This window comes from Desulfuromonas acetexigens, assembly GCF_900111775.1.
GTDB lineage: Bacteria > Desulfobacterota > Desulfuromonadia > Desulfuromonadales > Trichloromonadaceae > Trichloromonas > Trichloromonas acetexigens.
Window position 1 is genome coordinate 79,132 of record NZ_FOJJ01000037.1, and the last position, 17,997, is coordinate 97,128.

Below are 17,997 nucleotides of genomic sequence, written 5' to 3' on the forward strand. Positions count from 1 at the left end.
CGCTCTTCTCCGTTCGTCAAGGATGGCCCGGGCGGGCAAGAAACGCCACGTCCTTCAGGCCGGATTAAAAAGTAAATGCGGATATTAACATCGTTGTCCGGCAAATAATAACAGATTTTTCCCTGGCGGCAGGGGATGGGGGAGAAACCGAGTCAATTCCCTCCGAATGCGCTAAGCTTGAGGAAACGTCCATGGAGAAACCGCCATGCCCCGCTTTTTTCGCTTTCTTGAACCGACCTTTTTTGCCGGACTCATCGACGATCCCTGCCTGATAATCCGCGACCGCCCTATCCACCAGAGCATCCTCCTCGACTGCGGCGCCCTCCATCAGGTCGCCAAACGCGAGATGAAACCGATCCGCGCCATCTTCGTCAGCCACGCGCACATGGATCACTTCATGGGTTTTGACGCCTTTCTCCGCCAGGTTCACGCCAGCCCCCGCACCGTCGAGCTGTTCGGCCCTCCGGGGATGGCCGACCGGGTGGCGGCGCGACTGGCCGGCTACGACTGGAATCTAGCCGAACCCTACTGGTGTACCCTGCTGGTGCATGAAGTCCACCCGGAACAGATGATCTCCGCCCACTTCTCCGGCCCGGAAGCTTTCCGCCGCCACAAACTGGGCGCGACGCCTCGCCCGGGGAATCTCATCTACCGCCATAACCATCTGGAAGTGGCGGCGGAAATCCTCGATCACGGCATTCCGGTCCTCGCCTTTCGGGTCTGGGAGCGAAAAGTCTTCGCCCTGGATGGAACCAAACTGGCGGCGCTCGGCCTGGTGGCGGGGGATTGGTTGGCGGAACTGAAACGGCGCTTTTTCGCAGATTGGCCGAAAGCGCCGCCGCTGCGCATCACCCGAAGCACGGCGCAAGGTGCGCGGGAGGAAAGCGTCGCCGATGCGGAGGTCTTTTATCGGCAAATCCGAGCCACGCCAGCGATGCCGAGTATTGGCTACCTCACCGACTGGGGCTGGTCGCCGGAAAACCTGGCGAAGGTCCGGAATTTTATGGCCGGGGTCGACCTGCTGGTCGGAGAGTGCGCCTTTCTGCAGGCAGAAACCCACAAGGCCCGCGCCTCCCGCCACCTCGGCACCGCCGACTGGAATCTCCTCCTCGCCGAACTGCGCCCGCGCGCCTTTCTGCCCATGCACCTCTCCAAAACCTACCTGAGACGCAGTCCGGAACTGTACGCGGAACTCGCGCCGCCCCCCGAAACAAAGCTGCTCACCCTCCCCGAACACCTGGCCCCCCGCCCTCTGCACGCCCACGAAGCCCGGGCGCTGTTGGGCTATTGATCGAGGATGACGACAGACAGCGGATTAGCAATCGCCAACAAGCGGTTTATTCGGCAGGATTTTATTGCCTTGCCCTGGCTTCTTTGCTAAAGAGGACGGATGAAAACGACCTGGTACGAAATACGAATCGATGTGCCGGCGAGCGGGCTCGACCTGGTGTGCAATGAACTGGGGGAGCTCGGCTGCGCCGGAATTACTGTCGAGGAGCGGACGCTGGATACCTTCGTCGCCCCCGATCCCGACGCCGACGCACCGGAGCGCTACGGCATCAGCGCCTACTTCCCCACCGAGGGAGATGAGACGACCCTGCGCACGCAGGTGACGGAGCGCCTCGAATGGCTGGGCCAACTGGCTCCGGGACTGCTGCCCCTCTCCCTGCAATGTCGGCCGGTCCAGGAACAGGACTGGGCGGAGGGCTGGAAGCAGCACTTCAGCGCGACACGCATCGGGCGACGGCTGATCGTCAAGCCGACCTGGGAAGACTGGTCCCCCGCCGGCGACGAGGTGGTGGTCAATCTCGATCCCGGCATGGCCTTCGGCACCGGCACCCACGGCACCACTCGCCTTTGCCTGGAGGCCCTGGCCGGTCTCTACGATCAGGCCCCCGTGCCGACGCGGGTTCTCGATGTCGGCACCGGCAGCGGCATCCTCGCTATCGCCGCCGCCGCCCTCGGCGCCCGGCGGGTTCTGGGCTGCGACATCGAGGAGGAATCCTGCCGCGTCGCCCGGGAAAATGTCGAGCTGAACGGGGTCGGCGACCGGGTGGAGATCACCGGCGCCCCGCTGGAGTCGCTGGAAGGCGATTTCGACGTGATCCTGGCCAACATCCTGGCGGAGGAAAACATCCGTCTCGGCGATGAGCTGACCCGGCGGCTGGCCCCCGGCAGCGCCCTGATCCTCTCCGGCATCCTGCAGGAAAAGGAAGCCCTGGTCACCCAGGCCTTTGCCCGTTATGATCTGCATGGCCCGGAAGTCACCCATGAAGCCGAATGGGTCTGCCTCCGCTACCGGAAACCCGCCTAGTTTTCCCACCCGAACGTCGGCCGCTGTTGCCGGAAAGACCGATGCAGCGTTTTTTTGTTCCCCCCGAACTTATCGCCGGCGATGAAGGGCTGCTGCCTGAGGACGTCGGCCATCATCTGGGGCGGGTGCTGCGCCTTCCGCCGGGGGAGGAACTGCTTCTCCTTGACGGCGCGGGCGCGGTCTGCCGGGCCCGGCTGCTCGCTTTCGGGCCGCGCGGCGCCCAGGTTCGGGTACTGGAACGCTGGCGCGAGGCCGAGCACGGCCTGCCCATCCATCTCATCCAATCCCTGCCCAAGGCCGACAAACTCGAACTGGTGCTGCAGAAGGGGACCGAACTGGGAATCACCGTCTTCTCCCCGGTTCTCAGCGAGCGCGGCGTCTGTCATCCTGTTGACAGCCGTCAGGCAAAACGTCACCAACGCTGGACAAAAATTGTCCGCGAAGCCGCCCGTCAGTGCCGCCGTCCCGTCATCCCCCAGCTCGATGAAATCCAGCCCCTCGCCCTGGCGCTCGGGTCCTGCGCCGAGCCCCTGCGGCTGATGTTGTGGGAAGAGGAGAGCCGCCCCTTGGCCGAGGTTCTGCCGCCCTCCCCGCCATCGGCGGTGGCTTTGCTGGTCGGACCCGAAGGCGGCTTCAGCCCGCGGGAAGCGGAACTGGCCCGAAATTTCGGATTTCTGCCGGTACGCCTCGGCCCGCGCATTCTGCGCAGCGAAACGGCTGGGTTTGCGGTGGCAAGCATCTTGCAGTACATTTATGGAGATCTGGGCGCGCCGGCAGCATAAGCGCCGGTTCGTTGGTTGACGAAAGGAGCCCCTATGAAGTGTCCGAAATGCGGTTATCACAGCTTCGAGTATCTGGAGCGCTGCCGAAAGTGCGGCAACGATCTCGCCGCCTTCAAGTCCAAATTCAATCTGCGCAGCCTGATTTTTCCCAAGCGTCAGAACGGGGCGGCCGCACCCGCCGCCACTAGCGAGAGCTTTGCCTTCGAAGCGGAACCGTCGGCGTCGGTAACGACTGCCGCCGTGACCGCTGTCGCAGCGACGGCCGCAACCGCGACAGCTACGAATGCGACCGATTTCGGTTTTGACTTCATGGATGAAACCCCCGGCGCCGACGAGAGCGCGCCGATCCCCGCCAGTGCCGAATCTCCCTTCCCGGACGAGGTCGCGCCTTCCGCCGGCAAGGGGGCCTTCGATAGTGAAGCCTTCGATTGGAATGCCGAAGACGAAACCCTGAAGGAAGCGACCGGCGGCGATGAGGTGGAGGAAGCCGTCGAAACGGCCGCCGGCGATGAAAGCTTCGGTCTCGACCTCTCCTGGGATACGGAATTGCCGGTGCTGGAGCAAACGGCGGCGGTCGAACCGGAAGACCCCTCCGATCCTCTCGACATGGATAGTCTTTCCGATTGGGACTTCGAGGGCGAGTCTCCCCTTCCTCCCGAAACGGAAACCGTCAAAACCAAGGGGCAGGAGGCCCCTCGCGACCCTTTTGAGGTGCGGGAACCGGAGATGGAGAGCCCGGTTCCCGAAGTCGATCTCCAGCCCCTTTCCCTGCTATCCACCGCGTCTGCCGGAACGGCGGAAGACTCAGCGACAGCGGCCATGATGGGAGCGGTTGCGCTTCCCAGTGCCGCCGAAATTCCGCGCACGTCCATATCCAAGGCGGCCACCACGGCCGAGGACGACGAGCCGAAAGTCGCCGCGATCCTTCCCCGAGCCTTGGCCCTGGGGGTGGATCTGCTCCTTTTGGGCGGCGTCCTCCTTCTCTTTCTGATCGCCGGGGAACGGGCGCTGACGCCGGGAGTCTCCGGGCGACTGCTGCCCTCCCTCGAATCCCTGCTGCGCTTGGCCATCCCCTATTTTCTGGTCGGTTTTTCCCTGAGCTTCAGCTATTTCACCCTCTTCCACTTTCTCGTCGGCCAGACCCCCGGCAAAATGCTCTTGCGCCTGCGCGTCGAGACGGACGAGGGCACACCCCTCGATCTGCCCCAGGCTTTTTTGCGTAGCACCGGCGGGCTCTTCGCCCTGCTGGTCGGCGGCTTGGGCTTTCTTGGCATTCTCTCGGCGCGGCGGCGGGGCTGGAACGACCTCTTTGCCGGCACGCGCGTGGTAGCGGCCAGCTTGGAAGACGAGACGGCGGAATAACTGCCCGATGCAAAAAAGGGGAAGAAGCGAAAACGACGAAGCGCGCTCCAAGGGGGCGCGCTTCGTGTTTTTCAGCCTTGGCGCAGTTGGATGAAGGAATCGAGGTCCGGACAGCGCAAGTAGGGATTGTGCTCCAGCTCGAAGGCGATGGTCGAGACCGGCTGCGGTCCATAGTCGTGGCCGGGATAGACGCGCGTTTCCGGGGGAAGGGCGGCGAGGCGGCACAGGCTGCGATAAAGCTCCCGGACATCGCTGCCGGGAAGGTCCGCCCGCCCGCAACGGGTGACGAAAAGGGTATCGCCGGTTACGACCAGACCCGGCGCGTAGAGGCAGATGGAGCCGGGGGTGTGGCCGGGAGTGTGCAGAACCTCAATCGTCCCGTCGCCGAGAGTGATGCGACTTCCCTCATCGAGGCGCAGGTCAGCCTGAGGGAGATCGAGGGGATGTCCGGCAAGCTTCGCTCCGCTGGCCGACAAGACGGTGTCGTTGCCGGCGACGTGATCCCGATGACCGTGGGTGTTGATGAGCAGCTTCAGCTTGACGCCGAGCTGTCGGGCCTGATCCAGCAGGCGGTCGGGGGCGAAGGAGGGGTCGACCGCCACCCCCTCGAGGGTGGCGGGGCAGTAGATCAGGTAGGCGAAGTTGGCCATCTCGCCGGCGGCGATCTGGACCACTTCCAACGGGCTCACAGCCACTCGGGAACCTTCGGTTCTTCGTGGCCGATTTTACAGATTTCCCCATCAACGATCTGAAAAATGTCGCCGGTCTTGAGCACGTGCCAACGATCCCCCTCGTCGGGGGGCAAGGGGAACTCGCGGCTGCCGAGATAGACGTCGTCGCCGCCGATCATCCCCCACCAGTCGAGGGCGCCGGTCTGCCAGACCTTGGTCTTGAGATTAAAAGCCATGCGGTTTTCTCCTTTATATTGAATTCGCTTGGGTTTTTAAGGATAGCACGAAATGCGCGATCCGCTCGCCGGCGGGTTTTGTCCTTGTGACCCCCCGGTACATCGCTTATAATTCAGTTCTCTCTTTTTCTCAACCAAAACCGGGGCAAGGAGCCTTTTCTTCATGAGATTCGCGAAAATGCACGGTGCCGGCAACGACTATGTCTATGTCAACGGCTTCGCGGAAGAGGTCACCGATCCGGCGGCGCTGGCCCAGGCGGTCAGCAACCGCCAGTTCGGTATCGGCTCGGACGGCCTGATCCTCATCCTGCCGTCCGAAGTGGCCGATGTGCGCATGCGCATGTTCAACGCCGACGGCAGCGAGGCGGAGATGTGCGGCAACGGTATCCGCTGCGTGGCCAAGTACGCCTACGATCACGGCTTGGTAACGAACAAGGAGATCCGCGTCGAGACCGGCGCCGGGGTCAAACCGTTGCAGCTTTTCACCAACGCCGCCGACAAGGTCGAGCGGGTGCGGGTCAACATGGGGCAACCGGTGCTGAAGCGCTCCCTGATTCCCATGGCTGGCCCCGAGGCCGAGCAGGTAGTAGCGGAATCCCTCGCCGTACTTGACCGCACCTTCGCGATTACCTGCGTATCCATGGGCAATCCCCATTGCGTAATCTTTGTCGATGATGTCGATGCCTTTCCCGTCGAACTCTACGGTCCGGCCATCGAGAACCATCCCAGCTTTCCCCGCCGGATCAACGTCGAGTTCGTCCAGGTCCTCGCCTCCGGTGAGGTGCGCCAGCGGACCTGGGAGCGGGGCGCCGCCGAGACCCTGGCCTGCGGCACCGGCGCCTCGGCGGTGACCGTGGCCGGCGTACTCACCGGCCGCACCGACCGTCGGCTGCTCAACCACCTACGCGGCGGCGATCTGGAGATGGAATGGGCCGAGGATGGTGACATCTACATGACCGGCCCGGCGGTGCAGGTTTTCGAGGGAGACTATCAACCCCAATGAATTGCCCCATGTGTACCCGCTGGCAGGACGAACCGGAGCTGCGCGTGGCCGAGCTGGAGCACTGCTACGTGCAGCTCAACCGCGACCAGTTTTTCCCCGGCTACTGCCTGGTTTTCGCCAAAAAGCACCTGACCGAACTCTTTCATCTCGACCCGGCGACGCGCGCAGGCCTCATGGAAGAGGTCAACGGGGTGGCGGCGGCCCTCGCCGAGGTCTATCGGCCGAGCAAGATGAATTATGAACTGCTCGGCAACATGGTGCCGCACATGCACTGGCATCTGGTGCCGCGCTTTATCGACGACCCCCTCTGGCCGCGCCCGATCTGGAGCGAACCCCACGAGGAAAAGACTCTCAACCCAAGTGACTACCAAGAAGCCGCCGGCCGCATCCGCCGCGCCCTGGGACTTTGACCGCCATGCTCCTGTTCGATCTCGACAACACCCTCTATCCGCCGGAACGGGAGCTCTTTTCCCTCATCGACGTGCGCATCAACCGCTACATGAGTGAGGTGGTGGGCATCCCCGCCGCCGAGGTCGACGGCCTGCGCCGCCGCTACTGGGCCGAGTACGGCGTGACCCTGCAAGGGCTGATCCGCCACTACCGGGTCGATCCCGAGGATTACCTCGATTACGTCCATGATGTCGACGTCGCCTCCCGGCTCGATCCCGACGCGGAACTGCGCCAAGCGCTGCAACAGTTGCCCCAGCGCAAGGCGGTCTTCACCAACGGCTCCACCGGCCACGCCGAGCGGGTGCTGGCGCACCTCGGTCTGCGCGACCAGTTCGAGTGCATCTTCGACATCCGTGTCGCCCAGTATCAGCCCAAACCCTTCGCCGCTCCCTATCATCAGGTCGTTGCGGAGCTCGGGGTTGACGCCCGCGACTGCACCATGATCGAGGATTCCCAGGAAAACCTGCGCACCGCCAAGGCTTTGGGGATGAGGACCGTGCTCGTCGGCGCCGGCCCAGGGGCAGATTTCGTCGACGTGCGTATCGACCGCGCGGCGCAGGTGCCGACCGCTCTCGCCGCCCTTCCGGCCCTGCCCGTCTCCTTCTGATGCCAGCCTGCCCGCACCCTCTCGGCGCCCATATGTCCATCGCCGGCGGTCTGGACCGGGCCTTCGCCCGGGCAGAGGCGGTCGGTGGCACGGCTCTGCAGATTTTCACCAAGAACGCCAGCCAATGGCGAGGCAAAGCGATCGACGATGCTAGCGCCCGGGCTTTTCGTACTGCCTGGGAAAAAAGCGGCATCGGACCGGTCCTCGCCCACGCCAGCTACCTCATCAACCTGGCCGCGCCCGACACCGAACTCTGGGAGAAATCCAAGGCCGCTTTTCTGGATGAACTGCAGCGCTGCGCCCGCCTCGGCATCCCCTGGCTGGTCCTGCACCCCGGCTCACACCGTGGAGAGGGGGAGGAGGCCGGACTGACGCGGGTCGTGACGGCGCTGCAGGAGATTCTTGCCGACAGCCCCGCCGAGGTCGGCGTACTGCTGGAAAATACCGCCGCCCAGGGGGATTACCTCGGGGGGCGTTTCGAGCATCTGGCGGAAATTCTGGCGCGGGTGCCCCAGGGCCGCCTCGGTGTCTGCTTCGATACCTGCCACGCCTTTGCCGCCGGCTATGACCTCGCCGGCCCCGAGGGCTATCGGCTGGTGATGGATGAATTCGACCGCCGCGTCGGTGTCGAAAGTATCCGCGCCTTTCACCTCAACGACAGCCTGAAAGGCCTGGGCAGCCGGGTCGACCGCCACGAACAGATCGGTCGGGGGGCCATCGGTCGTGCCGGCTTCGCCGCGCTGATGACGGATCCGCGCTTCACGGCGATCCCCAAGATCCTCGAAACCCCCAAAGGGGAAGACGACGCCTGGGATCGTATCAATCTGACGTTGTTGCGGAAACTGGCACAGGGGGATTGAGATGCGCGCGGTGCTTCAGCGGGTAGCCTCGGCCCGGGTCGAGGTCGATGGCAAGAGCGTGGGGGAGATCGGCCGGGGGTTGCTCATCCTCCTCGGCGTCGAGCAGGGGGATAACGCCGACGATGCCCGCTACCTGGCGGAGAAGTCGGCGCAGCTGCGTATTTTCGAGGACGCGGCCGGGAAGATGAATCTTTCGCTGGAGGATGTCGGCGGGCAGATTCTGGCGGTTTCCCAGTTCACCCTGCTGGCCGATTGTCGCAAAGGCCGCCGCCCCGGCTTCTCCCGGGCGGCGCTGCCGGAACCGGCCGACACCCTCTACCAGCAATTCGTCGCGCTCTTGCGCGAGCGCGGCCTGACCGTGGCCACGGGGATTTTTCAGGCCGAGATGCAGGTGCATCTGGTCAATGACGGTCCCGTTACTCTGCTGCTCGACAGCCGGAAGGAATTTTGATGTCCCACGACGAAGAACACGAAATCCCCCAGTGGAGCGGCCCGAGCCGTTCGGCGAAAAAACGCGCGGCCAAGGCGGTGGAAACGGTCGCCGCCCAGTTGATTGAGCTGCCGGAGGCGACCTGGGCCAAGGTACCGGCGCCGTCGGAACTACGTGAAGAAATCGAGCTGGCGCGGCGAACGGAAAGCCACGGGGCGCGGAAACGGCAAATGAAACATCTGGCTGGGGTTCTGCGCCGCCATGACGAAGAGGCGGCGGTCATTCAAGAATTTCTGGAGGGCCTGGACCAGGTCCAGCGGCAGGACAAAGAGGCTTTTCATCTCTTGGAGGAACTGCGCGACCGGATCTGCGATCCCGAGCAGAGCGCCGCCGCCCTGGTCGAGGCCGAGGGGCTGCTTCCCGCTATCGACCGCGCCGGCCTCGCCCGTCTCGCCCGGGCGGTGCATGCCGGAAACGATCGCAAGGCCTATCGGGAAATCTTTCGCCGTCTGCGCGCCGCATCGGAAGCGGCCGCTGCCGACGACTGACGCAAAAAGGCCCGCCGGAAAGCGGGCCTTTGCTCAGGTTCGCTGAGGAAAATCCTGAATTACAGGGCTTTCTTGATCAGGTTTTCGAGTTGGCTCTTGGGGGCGGCGCCGACCAGCTGGTCGACGATCTTGCCGTCTTTGAAGAGAATCAGGGTGGGAATGCCGCGCACGCCGTACTGGCCGGGGGTGGCGGGGTTTTCATCGACATTGAGCTTGGCGATTTTGACCTTGCCGTCGTACTCGCCGGCGAGGCCGTCGATGACCGGGCCGATCGCCTTGCAGGGGGCGCACCAGGTGGCCCAGAAATCGACTAGAACCGGGGTCGAGGATTTGAGGACTTCGTTTTCGAAGCTGTCATCGGAAAGCTGGACGACCTTATCGCTGGCCATGATGGAGTCTCCTTGCCGTGAAGTTTTTAGATGCGATTCGATTGATTCAACTTTCGCAATGATAGAACACCCCTTGAAAAAATCAAGGGATTATTTGGTTTTCCTCTCGTCCCCCGAACCTTGACAGGCGCCTGGGGGGCCCCTATCATGCCGATGACTTCAAGTGGCGGAGAGCGTATGAAGCAGTCCAAGATTCATCTGGCGGTCAAGGAACAGACGGCTTTGCTCGGCGAATGCCTCGCCGGCCACGGCGAGGGGCTGGAACGCCTGGCCGGGGAATTGGTGGCGGGTTTTAATCAGGGAGGACGGCTGCTCCTGGCGGGTTCCGGCCCGCTCGGAACGGTGGCCGAACTCGTCGCCGACCTTTTTCTCTATCGCCTGAGCTTTGAGCGCCCCTCCCTGCCGGCCTTGGCCCTGGGACGGGATCCTTCCTTGGCCGCCTGCATGCTCCGCGACGGCCAGGGGCGGGCGTACTTTTCCCGCCAACTGCGGGCCCTGGCCGGCAACAACGACCTGTTGCTGGTCCTGGCGGACAGCAACCGGGACGAAGCGCTGCTCGACCTTCTGCCGCTGGCCCGGCAGTTGGAGTGCAAGACGGCGCTGATCGTTCCCGAAGGGGCGCCCCTGGCGGGAGAAGAGGTCGACTTCCTCTTTGCGCTGAAGACCGTAGCCCCCACGCGCCTGCTTGACATGGGCCTGTTCATGGGGCAGATGCTGTGCGAGCTGGTCGAAGGGGAGCTCTTCGGCACATGACGACCGATGTGGAAGTAAAGGCCGCGCCCGTTTTCTATCCCTTGCAACTCAGTCTTTCCGGACGGCTGTGCGTCGTCGTCGGCGGCGGCGCCGTCGGGCGGCGCAAGCTCGCCGGGCTGTTGCGGGCCGGAGCCCGGATACGGTTGATCGACGCCGCTGCCACTTCCGTGCCGCCGGCGGGTGACGCTCTGGAGTTCCTGGAACGCCCCTATCGGGACGGCGACCTGGAAGGCGCCTTCCTGGCCTTTGCCGCCACCGACAACCCGACGATAAACGCCGCCGTCGCCGCCGAGGCGCGGCGCCGTGGGATTCCCGTCAACCGCGTCGATGACGGACCCGACAGCGATTTCATCCTGCCCGCCAATCTGCGGCGGGGGGATCTGCTCTTCAGCGTCGCCGGCGGCGGCCGCAGCCCGGCCTTGATCGCTATTCTGCGGGATCGACTGGCCGAACACTTCGGTCCCGAATGGGGAACGGTTCTCGACATCGCCGCCGCGCTGCGCCGAAAGCGGTTGACACCTCTGGAACAAACCAAATACAATCACGAGATTTTACGCCAACTTCTGGCCGCCGGGCTGGCCGGGCGGGTCGCCGCCGGCGACGAGGCGGGGGTCGACGCCCTCCTCGCCACCCTGCCGGAGGGAGGCTGCACCCTCGACGATCTCGGGATTCAACTGCCGAAAGGGATGCCATGAGTGTCAACATCCTGCTGTTCAAAATAACCCTGATCTTCTATTCCGTGGCGACCGTCCTCTACTTGGTCGATGTGGTTCGACGGAAGGAAAAGGCCGGCAAAACCGGCAAGGCCGCCCGCTGGATCCTGGTCGGCGGCTTCGCCCTGCATTGCGCCACCCTCCTTGCCCGCTATCTCGAAGCAGGCTACACCCCGGTGGCCAACCTGCACGAATCGCTCTCTTTTTTCGCCTGGACCCTGGTCGGCATCTTCCTGCTCTTCGATATCCGCTACCGCATGACTGTCCTCGGCGCCTTCAGCTGCCCACTGGCGGTGATCCTCATGCTGATCGGCTCCACCGCCCCCACCGCGATGAAAGAGCTCAATCCCGCCCTCGACAGCTGGTGGTTCCCGGTGCATGTGACATTGGCCTTTCTCGGCAACGCCGTCTTCACCGTGGCCTTCGTCGCCGGGGTCATGTACCTGCTGCAGGAACGGATGCTGAAAAGCAAAAAATTCAGCGCTCTCTACTACCGTCTGCCCCCCCTCGACGTGCTCGACAGCATCAACTACAAGTGCCTCTCCTTCGGCTTTCCCCTGATGACCATGGGCATCATCTCCGGCGCGGTCTGGGCCAATTCCGCCTGGGGCGGCTACTGGCGCTGGGATCCGAAAGAGACCTGGGCGCTGATCACCTGGTTTTTGTACGCCGCCCTGCTGCACGGTCGTCTGACCGTCGGCTGGCGCGGGCGGCGGGCGGCGATCTTCGCCATCCTCGGCTTTCTGTGCCTGCTCTTCACCTTCCTCGGCGTCAATCTGCTGCTTTCGGATCTGCACAGCTTCAAGGCCATGGAAGGACCTTAGGGAATACGGAATTCACCATGATGAACATCATTGTCGTGGGGCTGAGTCACAAGACCGCCCCCGTGGAAATACGCGAACGGGTCGCTTTTGCGCCCACGGATATGGGTCGCCCCCTGCACGAGATGCGCGCCCTGCCGGCGGTGGCCGAGGCGATCATCGTGTCAACCTGCAACCGGGTGGAGCTCTACGCCGGCACTCACGCTCCCGAGGCCTGCGTCGGCCAGCTCAAGGCCTTCCTCGCCGCCTATCACGGCATCCCCGCTGAGCAGTTGGAGGAGCATCTTTACGACTACCAGGGGGAAGAAGCCATCCGCCACGTCTTCCGCGTCTCATCCAGCCTCGATTCGATGGTCATCGGCGAGCCGCAGATTCTCGGGCAGATCAAGACCGCCTACGGCTACGCCACCGAGCACAAGACCGTCGGCTCGGTGCTCAACCGCTTTCTGCACAAGGCCTTTTCCGTGGCCAAGCGGGTGCGCACCGAAACGGATATCGCCAGCAATGCGGTCTCCGTCTCTTTCGCCGCCGTCGAACTGGCGCGCAAGATCTTCGGCAGCCTCGACGGCAAGAAAGTCATGCTCATCGGCGCCGGCGAAATGTGCGAACTGGCGGCGCGGCATTTCCTCAACAACGGCGCCGCTTCGGTGATGGTCACCAACCGCACTCTGGAGCGGGCGATCAAACTCGCCGAAGAGTTTCAGGGACAGGCCATTCCCTTCGAGGAATTCCCCCAGCGCCTGCATCAGGTCGATATCGTTCTGACCTCCACCGGCGCCCCCCATTTCATCCTCGGCCAGGAAAAAATGGAAGAGGTCATCCGCCAGCGCAAGAACAAGCCGATGTTCCTCATCGACATCGCCGTCCCTCGCGACATCGACCCCAAAGTCAACAAGATCGACAACATCTATCTCTACGATGTCGACGACCTGCAGGGGGTGGTGCAGGCCAACCTCAAGGAACGGCATAAAGAGGCGAAGAAGGCCGAGGTCATCATCGACCAGGAGATCGGTCAGTTCAGCCGCTGGCTGGAGAATCGTGATGTCGTTCCGACCATCGTCGCCCTGCGCAAGAAGTTCGAGGAAATCCGTCAGGGAGAACTCCAGAAAACCTTTTCCAATCTCAAGGATCTCGGCCCCAAAGAGCGGCAGGCGATCGAAGCCCTGACCGCCGCCATCGTCAACAAAATGCTGCACCCACCGACCTCGGTCCTCAAGCAGAACCAGGAAACGGCCTCGGGGAGCGACTACGTCGATGCGGTGCGGACCCTGTTCGATCTGGAAATCGCCCAGGAAGAAGACGACAGCGAAATCAGCTAAGGAGACATAAGGCATTCATGGAAAAAATGACACTGCGTATCGGTACTCGCGCCAGCCAGCTGGCCCTGTGGCAGGCCAACTGGGTCAAGTCTGAACTGGAGAAAAAACACCCCGGGCTCGAAGTCACCCTGACCAAGATCAAGACGCAAGGGGATAAAATCCTCGACGTGCCGCTAGCGATGGTCGGCGGCAAGGGGCTCTTCGTCAAGGAGATCGAGGAAGCCATGCTGCGCGGCGAGATCGACATCGCCGTGCACTCGATGAAGGATGTGCCGACCTTTTTCCCCGAAGGTCTGGCCCTGCGTTGCATCACCGAGCGGGAAGACCCTCGCGATATCGTGGTCCTCAGACCCGGCTTCAAAAGCTTCCGCGATCTGCCGCAAGGGGCGCGCATCGGCACTTCATCATTGCGGCGCAAGGCGATGCTGCTGCATCTGCGTCCCGATTTCCAGATGGTCGATATTCGCGGCAACGTCGAGACCCGCATCCGTAAGCTCACCGAAGACAACCTCGACGCCGTGGTGCTGGCCGCCGCCGGCATGCATCGTCTCGGCTTCACCGGGCAGATCGGCGAATACCTGCCGACCGACGTGTCGTTGCCGGCCATCGGCCAGGGGGCGCTGGGCATCGAATCGCGCATCGCCGATACCGAGGTCAATGCCCTCATCGACTTCTTCAATCACCCGGAAACCGCCGCCGCGGTCAAGGGCGAGCGGGCGGTGCTGCGCCGTCTCGAAGGCGGCTGCCAGGTGCCCATCGGCGCCTACGGCGAGGTCAAGGACGGCCAACTGACCCTGACCGGCGTGGTCGCCAGCGTCGACGGCGCCAGATTCCTCAAGAAGACCGTCGTCTGCAAGCCGGAAGATTCGGAAAAGGTCGGCATTTCCCTGGCCGACGACCTGATCATCCAGGGAGCCGGGAAAATTCTCAACGAGGTCTATAAGCACGAGACCTTCAACGTCGGTCGCGAGGACGTTTAACAGGCTGATGAAAAACACCCATCTGCGGCGTTGTCCTCACCCCTCGTCAACGACGTACCTTTCAGGTACGCCTTATTCCTCAGGATTTCGTCCGCCTTGCATCTGGGCATTTTTGATCAGCCTTGGAAAACGATTTTTTCAACAACCTCTTAGTCTCCATGGCGAATGATCCCCAGGGGCGGCGCATGCGTCGCCCCTATCCGTTTACGGCAGGTGAACTCTTGAAACCAGGCATCGTCTATCTCATCGGCGCCGGGCCCGGCGATCCCGGCCTGATCACGGTCAAGGGACGCGAATGCCTGCGCCGGGCCGAGGTGGTGATCTACGACTATCTGGCCAATCCCGCCTTTCTGCGCGAAGCCCCCAACGCCGAACATCTTTACGTCGGGAAAAAGGGTGGAAACCACCACCGCTCCCAGGAGGAGATCAACACCCTGCTGGTGGAAAAAGCCGGGGAGGGCAAGACCGTCGCCCGCCTCAAGGGGGGAGATCCCTACATCTTCGGCCGGGGCGGCGAGGAAGCCCTTTGTCTGCGCCGGGCGGGGATTCCCTTCGAAGTCGTTCCCGGCGTCACCGCCGGTTTCGCCGCCGCCGCCTACGCCGGCATCCCCCTCACCCACCGCGACCACACCACCAGCCTCGCCCTCATCACCGGCCATGAAGACCCGGCAAAGAAGATGTCGAGTCTCGACTGGGAGAAACTTGCCGGCGCCGTCGGCACCCTGGTCTTTTATATGGGGATCGCCAACCTGTCGCTGATCGCCCGGGAACTGATGGCACACGGCCGCCCCGCCGACACCCCGGTGGCGATTGTGCGCTGGGCGACCACGGCGCAACAGCAGACCCTGACGGCGACCCTCGGCGATGTGGTCGAGCAGGCGGCCCAGTCCCGGATCAAGCCGCCGGCAGTCATCATCGTCGGTTCGGTGGTCGGCTTGCGGGAGGAGTTGCGCTGGTTCGACAACCGCCCCCTCTTCGGCAAACGTATTCTCAACACCCGCGCCGCCGACCAGGCCGCCGAACTGACGGCGCTTCTCGAAGCGCGAGGGGCCGAAGTCATCGAGGCACCGACCATCGAGCTGGTCGCGCCGGAGAATTATGACGAACTCGACGGCGCCATCGCCGAACTGGAAACCTTCGACTGGCTGATTCTCACCTCGGCCAACGGCGTGCGCTGCTTCTTTCGGCGCCTGGCCGAACTCGGTCGCGACGCCCGCGCCCTGGGCTCTTGTCGGATCTGCGTCGTCGGCCCCAAGACCGCCGCCTTTCTCGCCGCGCACGGGTTGCGCGCCGACCTCGTCGCCGCCGAGTTCAAAGGCGAAGGGGTGGTGGCGGCGCTGGCGGATACCGATCTGCAGGATAAAAAAATCCTCTTCCCCAAGGCCGACCGGGCGCGGGAAGTGATCCCCACGGAACTGACCAAACTCGGCGCCACCGTCATCGCTCCCGTCCTCTACCGCAACGTCGTCCCCGCCGCCCTGCCGGAGACGGCCCGCGCCGCCCTGGAGGCGGGCGAGATCGACTGCGTCGCCTTCACCGCCTCTTCCACCGTCGACAACCTCGCGGTTCTGCTTGGCGACAATCTGGCCGCCCGCCTTAAAGGCGTCGCCGTCGCTTCCATCGGCCCGATCACCTCCAAAACCTGCCGCAAGCACGGCCTGGAAGTCGCCGTCGAACCCACCGAATACACTCTGGAGGCCCTGGTAGAGGGGATTGTGGGGTATTTCGCAGGCGGATCTTTTTCATAATCTTTGGTTCCCAAGCTCTGGCTAGCCGCCCTTGATTGTCCTATAGAAAATTGTGCGCCTGATGACGTTCTGTGTTATTTAATGATGGATCCCAATGGTTATGACTTGGAACAAGCCTGAGAGGCGGCATAGCTGGGATACTGTTCCAAATCAACGCCAAGCACTCGCCTCGGCTAGTAAAAACGCTAAGATTTTTCAAGAATAAAGAGACAGAGGAGTTCGATGACGGTCGAAAAAGTTCTTCCCGAAATCGTCAAACGATTGGTTGCTGCGGCCCAACCCGAAGAAATCATTTTGTTCGGTTCCCTGGCCAGGGGCGAGGGTCGACCGGATTCCGACATCGATCTACTGGTCATAGAAACCGAGCCTTTCGGACCAGAGCGTAGCCGGCTGGTGGAAATCGGCCGACTGGAAGCCGCCTTGGGGCGACTTCCCCATGCGACCGACCTGCTTATCTACAGTCGCGATGAAATCAAGAAATGGAAGGATTCACCCCATCATGTGATCGGTCGCGCTCTGCGTGAAGGGACGGTCCTTTATGCCCGACATTGATGCCGCCCGCCTTTTTTTGACCGCCGGTCAACGCGATCTCCAGGCCCTTGGCAACATGCTCGATGCCCAAGCCTTTCCCCTTGAAATTTTTGGGTTTCACGCCCAACAGGCGGTGGAGAAATGTCTGAAAAGCCGGCTGGCCCTGGCCGGAAGGGAAATCCCCCGATCTCACAACATCCGTCACCTGATCGTGCTGCTGGAGGAAGCCGGCATCACCGCCGACAACTTGTGGGATCTGGTTTCTCTGACGGCTTTCGCCGTTCAGTTTCGATATGAATCCTTCGAGGCCCTGGATGATGACTTAGACCGGCCGGCCTTATTTGCCCGCATTCAAGGGTTGGTTGCAAGTTGCGAGGGGCTCTTGGGTGAATGATTATTCACAGGGGCCTTGTGCTTGCCAGCTCCGTGGAATATATGTTTAACAACCGGTAAACGATAAATTCACTTGCCAAAGGAGTTTTGATTCATGTTCTTCCCCGAATACCGCGCCCGCCGTCTGCGTCGCAACGACAATATCCGCCGCATGGTGCGGGAAACCCATCTACGGGTCGACGATCTGATCTATCCGATGTTTTCCGCCTTTGGCACCGGGATCAAGAAAGAGATTCCGTCGATGCCAGGGATTTATCAGCAGTCCATCGAACACATCGTCGCCGAGGCCAAGGAGGTCTATGAACTGGGCATTCCGGCGGTGATTCTTTTCGGCATTCCCGAAATCAAGGATGCTTTGGGCCAGGATGCCTACTCGGAGACCGGGATCATCCAGGAGACGATCCGGGCGATCAAGAAAGAAGTACCGAAGCTCACCGTCATCACCGACGTCTGTATGTGCGAATATACCGACCACGGCCATTGCGGGGTGATCAAGGACGGCGACGTAGACAACGACGAAACCCTCCAGCTGCTCGCCGCCGAGGCCCTCTCCCACGCCCGCGCCGGGGCCGACATCATCGCCCCTTCGGACATGATGGACGGCCGGGTGGCGGCGATCCGCGAGATCCTCGACGCCAACGGTTTCGAGCAGATCCCGATCATGAGCTATGCAGTAAAGTACGCCAGCGCCTACTACGGCCCCTTCCGCGACGCCGCCGATTCGACCCCCCAGTTCGGTGACCGCCGCTCCTATCAGATGGACCCGGCCAACCGCCGCGAAGCGATTCGCGAGGCGGCCCTCGACGTGCAGGAGTGCGCCGATTTTCTCATGGTCAAGCCGGCGTTGGCCTACCTCGACATCCTCCGCGACATCAAGGATCGCTTCGACCTGCCCCTGGTGGCCTATAACGTCTCCGGCGAGTATTCGATGATCAAGGCCGCCGCCGCCAACGGTTGGGTCGACAACGACCGGATCGTCATGGAGACTTTGATCGGCATGAAACGGGCCGGGGCCGACATCATCATCACCTATCACGCCAAGGAAGCGGCTCGCCTGCTTCTCGGCCGCTAGGCCGAAGGAACACGC

At 62.8% G+C, this 17,997-nt stretch carries 22 protein-coding genes; 19 read left to right on the plus strand and 3 right to left on the minus strand.

Translation table 11 applies throughout. From position 1 onward, the window contains the following. Positions 1-205 precede the first annotated feature (205 nt). The 4 genes from BQ4888_RS12635 to BQ4888_RS12650 all read left to right on the plus strand — a co-directional run bounded on the left by BQ4888_RS12635 (position 206) and on the right by BQ4888_RS12650 (position 4,458). Entirely contained in the window at positions 206-1,291 is a 1,086-nt protein-coding gene (locus BQ4888_RS12635) for a ribonuclease Z (RefSeq protein WP_092057621.1), read from the plus strand. A gap of 99 nt (positions 1,292-1,390) precedes the next feature. Beyond that, the gene (prmA, locus tag BQ4888_RS12640) at positions 1,391-2,314 is read left to right on the plus strand and encodes a 50S ribosomal protein L11 methyltransferase (RefSeq protein WP_092057622.1); all 924 of its coding nucleotides are present in this window, start codon (positions 1,391-1,393) and stop codon (positions 2,312-2,314) included. A gap of 41 nt (positions 2,315-2,355) precedes the next feature. After that, complete coding sequence (locus BQ4888_RS12645; protein ID WP_170232863.1) at positions 2,356-3,096, plus strand: 16S rRNA (uracil(1498)-N(3))-methyltransferase; 741 nt, start codon at positions 2,356-2,358, stop codon at positions 3,094-3,096. A 33-nt stretch (positions 3,097-3,129) separates the two neighbouring features. After that, complete coding sequence (locus BQ4888_RS12650; RefSeq protein WP_092057624.1) at positions 3,130-4,458, plus strand: RDD family protein; 1,329 nt, start codon at positions 3,130-3,132, stop codon at positions 4,456-4,458. 71 nt (positions 4,459-4,529) lie between these two features. Here the strand turns inward: BQ4888_RS12650 and BQ4888_RS12655 are convergent, their stop codons facing one another. Continuing rightward, positions 4,530-5,147, minus strand: a complete 618-nt coding sequence (locus tag BQ4888_RS12655; RefSeq protein ID WP_092057625.1) for an MBL fold metallo-hydrolase — start codon at positions 5,145-5,147, stop codon at positions 4,530-4,532. Beyond that, a complete protein-coding gene (locus BQ4888_RS12660; RefSeq protein ID WP_092057626.1) occupies positions 5,144-5,365 on the minus strand; it encodes a hypothetical protein in 222 nt (73 codons plus the stop codon). The genes BQ4888_RS12655 and BQ4888_RS12660 overlap by 4 nt, the downstream gene beginning before the upstream one ends. A gap of 163 nt (positions 5,366-5,528) precedes the next feature. Here BQ4888_RS12660 and dapF point away from each other — a divergent pair, with 163 nt between their 5' ends. The 6 genes from dapF to yjgA are packed head-to-tail and all read left to right on the plus strand — an operon-like array spanning position 5,529 to position 9,263. Beyond that, positions 5,529-6,368: a diaminopimelate epimerase gene (gene dapF, locus BQ4888_RS12665; RefSeq protein ID WP_092057627.1), complete on the plus strand. Its 840-nt coding sequence runs from the start codon at positions 5,529-5,531 to the stop codon at positions 6,366-6,368. Beyond that, entirely contained in the window at positions 6,365-6,778 is a 414-nt protein-coding gene (locus BQ4888_RS12670) for an HIT family protein (protein WP_092057628.1), read from the plus strand. Before dapF ends, BQ4888_RS12670 begins: the two co-directional genes overlap by 4 nt. 5 nt (positions 6,779-6,783) lie before the next feature. Further along, the gene (locus tag BQ4888_RS12675) at positions 6,784-7,425 is read left to right on the plus strand and encodes a pyrimidine 5'-nucleotidase (protein ID WP_092057824.1); all 642 of its coding nucleotides are present in this window, start codon (positions 6,784-6,786) and stop codon (positions 7,423-7,425) included. Then, the gene (locus tag BQ4888_RS12680; protein WP_092057629.1) at positions 7,425-8,285 is read left to right on the plus strand and encodes a deoxyribonuclease IV; all 861 of its coding nucleotides are present in this window, start codon (positions 7,425-7,427) and stop codon (positions 8,283-8,285) included. The genes BQ4888_RS12675 and BQ4888_RS12680 overlap by 1 nt, the downstream gene beginning before the upstream one ends. Position 8,286: 1 nt before the next feature. Beyond that, positions 8,287-8,736: a D-aminoacyl-tRNA deacylase gene (gene dtd / locus BQ4888_RS12685; protein ID WP_140396658.1), complete on the plus strand. Its 450-nt coding sequence runs from the start codon at positions 8,287-8,289 to the stop codon at positions 8,734-8,736. After that, on the plus strand, positions 8,736-9,263 hold the full coding sequence (gene yjgA, locus BQ4888_RS12690) for a ribosome biogenesis factor YjgA (RefSeq protein WP_092057631.1): 528 nt from the start codon (positions 8,736-8,738) through the stop codon (positions 9,261-9,263). The genes dtd and yjgA overlap by 1 nt, the downstream gene beginning before the upstream one ends. 59 nt (positions 9,264-9,322) lie before the next feature. Here yjgA and trxA read toward each other — a convergent pair whose 3' ends face one another. Continuing rightward, positions 9,323-9,652, minus strand: a complete 330-nt coding sequence (gene trxA, locus BQ4888_RS12695) for a thioredoxin (protein ID WP_092057632.1) — start codon at positions 9,650-9,652, stop codon at positions 9,323-9,325. Between the two features lie 177 nt (positions 9,653-9,829). On the opposite strand from trxA, the gene BQ4888_RS12700 reads away from it, so the two are divergent. From BQ4888_RS12700 to hemB, 9 genes are all read left to right on the plus strand, one after another. After that, positions 9,830-10,405 carry a phosphoheptose isomerase family protein gene (locus tag BQ4888_RS12700; RefSeq protein ID WP_170232864.1) on the plus strand — a complete coding sequence of 192 codons (576 nt, stop codon included), beginning with the start codon at positions 9,830-9,832 and terminating at the stop codon, positions 10,403-10,405. Further along, positions 10,402-11,100 (plus strand): precorrin-2 dehydrogenase/sirohydrochlorin ferrochelatase family protein, encoded by a 699-nt coding sequence (locus tag BQ4888_RS12705; protein WP_092057634.1) that lies wholly within the window; start codon positions 10,402-10,404, stop codon positions 11,098-11,100. The genes BQ4888_RS12700 and BQ4888_RS12705 overlap by 4 nt, the downstream gene beginning before the upstream one ends. Continuing rightward, positions 11,097-11,942 carry a c-type cytochrome biogenesis protein CcsB gene (gene ccsB, locus BQ4888_RS12710; RefSeq protein WP_092057635.1) on the plus strand — a complete coding sequence of 282 codons (846 nt, stop codon included), beginning with the start codon at positions 11,097-11,099 and terminating at the stop codon, positions 11,940-11,942. The genes BQ4888_RS12705 and ccsB overlap by 4 nt, the downstream gene beginning before the upstream one ends. 20 nt (positions 11,943-11,962) lie before the next feature. Then, entirely contained in the window at positions 11,963-13,258 is a 1,296-nt protein-coding gene (gene hemA, locus BQ4888_RS12715) for a glutamyl-tRNA reductase (RefSeq protein WP_092057825.1), read from the plus strand. A gap of 17 nt (positions 13,259-13,275) precedes the next feature. Further along, positions 13,276-14,238 carry a hydroxymethylbilane synthase gene (hemC, locus tag BQ4888_RS12720; RefSeq protein WP_092057636.1) on the plus strand — a complete coding sequence of 321 codons (963 nt, stop codon included), beginning with the start codon at positions 13,276-13,278 and terminating at the stop codon, positions 14,236-14,238. Positions 14,239-14,423: 185 nt separating this feature from the next. Continuing rightward, positions 14,424-15,986, plus strand: coding sequence for a uroporphyrinogen-III C-methyltransferase (gene cobA / locus BQ4888_RS12725; RefSeq protein ID WP_092057826.1), 1,563 nt, complete (start codon positions 14,424-14,426; stop codon positions 15,984-15,986). Between the two features lie 222 nt (positions 15,987-16,208). Beyond that, positions 16,209-16,538 (plus strand): nucleotidyltransferase domain-containing protein, encoded by a 330-nt coding sequence (locus BQ4888_RS12730; protein ID WP_092057637.1) that lies wholly within the window; start codon positions 16,209-16,211, stop codon positions 16,536-16,538. Further along, positions 16,525-16,911 (plus strand): HEPN domain-containing protein, encoded by a 387-nt coding sequence (locus tag BQ4888_RS12735; protein WP_092057638.1) that lies wholly within the window; start codon positions 16,525-16,527, stop codon positions 16,909-16,911. Before BQ4888_RS12730 ends, BQ4888_RS12735 begins: the two co-directional genes overlap by 14 nt. Positions 16,912-17,004: 93 nt before the next feature. Then, positions 17,005-17,982: a porphobilinogen synthase gene (gene hemB, locus BQ4888_RS12740; RefSeq protein WP_092057639.1), complete on the plus strand. Its 978-nt coding sequence runs from the start codon at positions 17,005-17,007 to the stop codon at positions 17,980-17,982. Positions 17,983-17,997: the final 15 nt, after the last annotated feature.

Coding starts and splice junctions, on each gene's coding strand:
- BQ4888_RS12635 (WP_092057621.1), top strand. CDS start 206: ATGCCCCGCTTTTTTCGCTTTCTTGAACCGACCTTTTTTGCCGGACTC.
- prmA (WP_092057622.1), top strand. CDS start 1,391: ATGAAAACGACCTGGTACGAAATACGAATCGATGTGCCGGCGAGCGGG.
- BQ4888_RS12645 (WP_170232863.1), top strand. CDS start 2,356: ATGCAGCGTTTTTTTGTTCCCCCCGAACTTATCGCCGGCGATGAAGGG.
- BQ4888_RS12650 (WP_092057624.1), top strand. CDS start 3,130: ATGAAGTGTCCGAAATGCGGTTATCACAGCTTCGAGTATCTGGAGCGC.
- BQ4888_RS12660 (WP_092057626.1), bottom strand. CDS start 5,365: ATGGCTTTTAATCTCAAGACCAAGGTCTGGCAGACCGGCGCCCTCGAC.
- dapF (WP_092057627.1), top strand. CDS start 5,529: ATGAGATTCGCGAAAATGCACGGTGCCGGCAACGACTATGTCTATGTC.
- BQ4888_RS12670 (WP_092057628.1), top strand. CDS start 6,365: ATGAATTGCCCCATGTGTACCCGCTGGCAGGACGAACCGGAGCTGCGC.
- BQ4888_RS12675 (WP_092057824.1), top strand. CDS start 6,784: ATGCTCCTGTTCGATCTCGACAACACCCTCTATCCGCCGGAACGGGAG.
- BQ4888_RS12680 (WP_092057629.1), top strand. CDS start 7,425: ATGCCAGCCTGCCCGCACCCTCTCGGCGCCCATATGTCCATCGCCGGC.
- dtd (WP_140396658.1), top strand. CDS start 8,287: ATGCGCGCGGTGCTTCAGCGGGTAGCCTCGGCCCGGGTCGAGGTCGAT.
- yjgA (WP_092057631.1), top strand. CDS start 8,736: ATGTCCCACGACGAAGAACACGAAATCCCCCAGTGGAGCGGCCCGAGC.
- trxA (WP_092057632.1), bottom strand. CDS start 9,652: ATGGCCAGCGATAAGGTCGTCCAGCTTTCCGATGACAGCTTCGAAAAC.
- BQ4888_RS12700 (WP_170232864.1), top strand. CDS start 9,830: ATGAAGCAGTCCAAGATTCATCTGGCGGTCAAGGAACAGACGGCTTTG.
- BQ4888_RS12705 (WP_092057634.1), top strand. CDS start 10,402: ATGACGACCGATGTGGAAGTAAAGGCCGCGCCCGTTTTCTATCCCTTG.
- ccsB (WP_092057635.1), top strand. CDS start 11,097: ATGAGTGTCAACATCCTGCTGTTCAAAATAACCCTGATCTTCTATTCC.
- hemA (WP_092057825.1), top strand. CDS start 11,963: ATGAACATCATTGTCGTGGGGCTGAGTCACAAGACCGCCCCCGTGGAA.
- hemC (WP_092057636.1), top strand. CDS start 13,276: ATGGAAAAAATGACACTGCGTATCGGTACTCGCGCCAGCCAGCTGGCC.
- cobA (WP_092057826.1), top strand. CDS start 14,424: ATGCGTCGCCCCTATCCGTTTACGGCAGGTGAACTCTTGAAACCAGGC.
- BQ4888_RS12730 (WP_092057637.1), top strand. CDS start 16,209: ATGACGGTCGAAAAAGTTCTTCCCGAAATCGTCAAACGATTGGTTGCT.
- BQ4888_RS12735 (WP_092057638.1), top strand. CDS start 16,525: ATGCCCGACATTGATGCCGCCCGCCTTTTTTTGACCGCCGGTCAACGC.
- hemB (WP_092057639.1), top strand. CDS start 17,005: ATGTTCTTCCCCGAATACCGCGCCCGCCGTCTGCGTCGCAACGACAAT.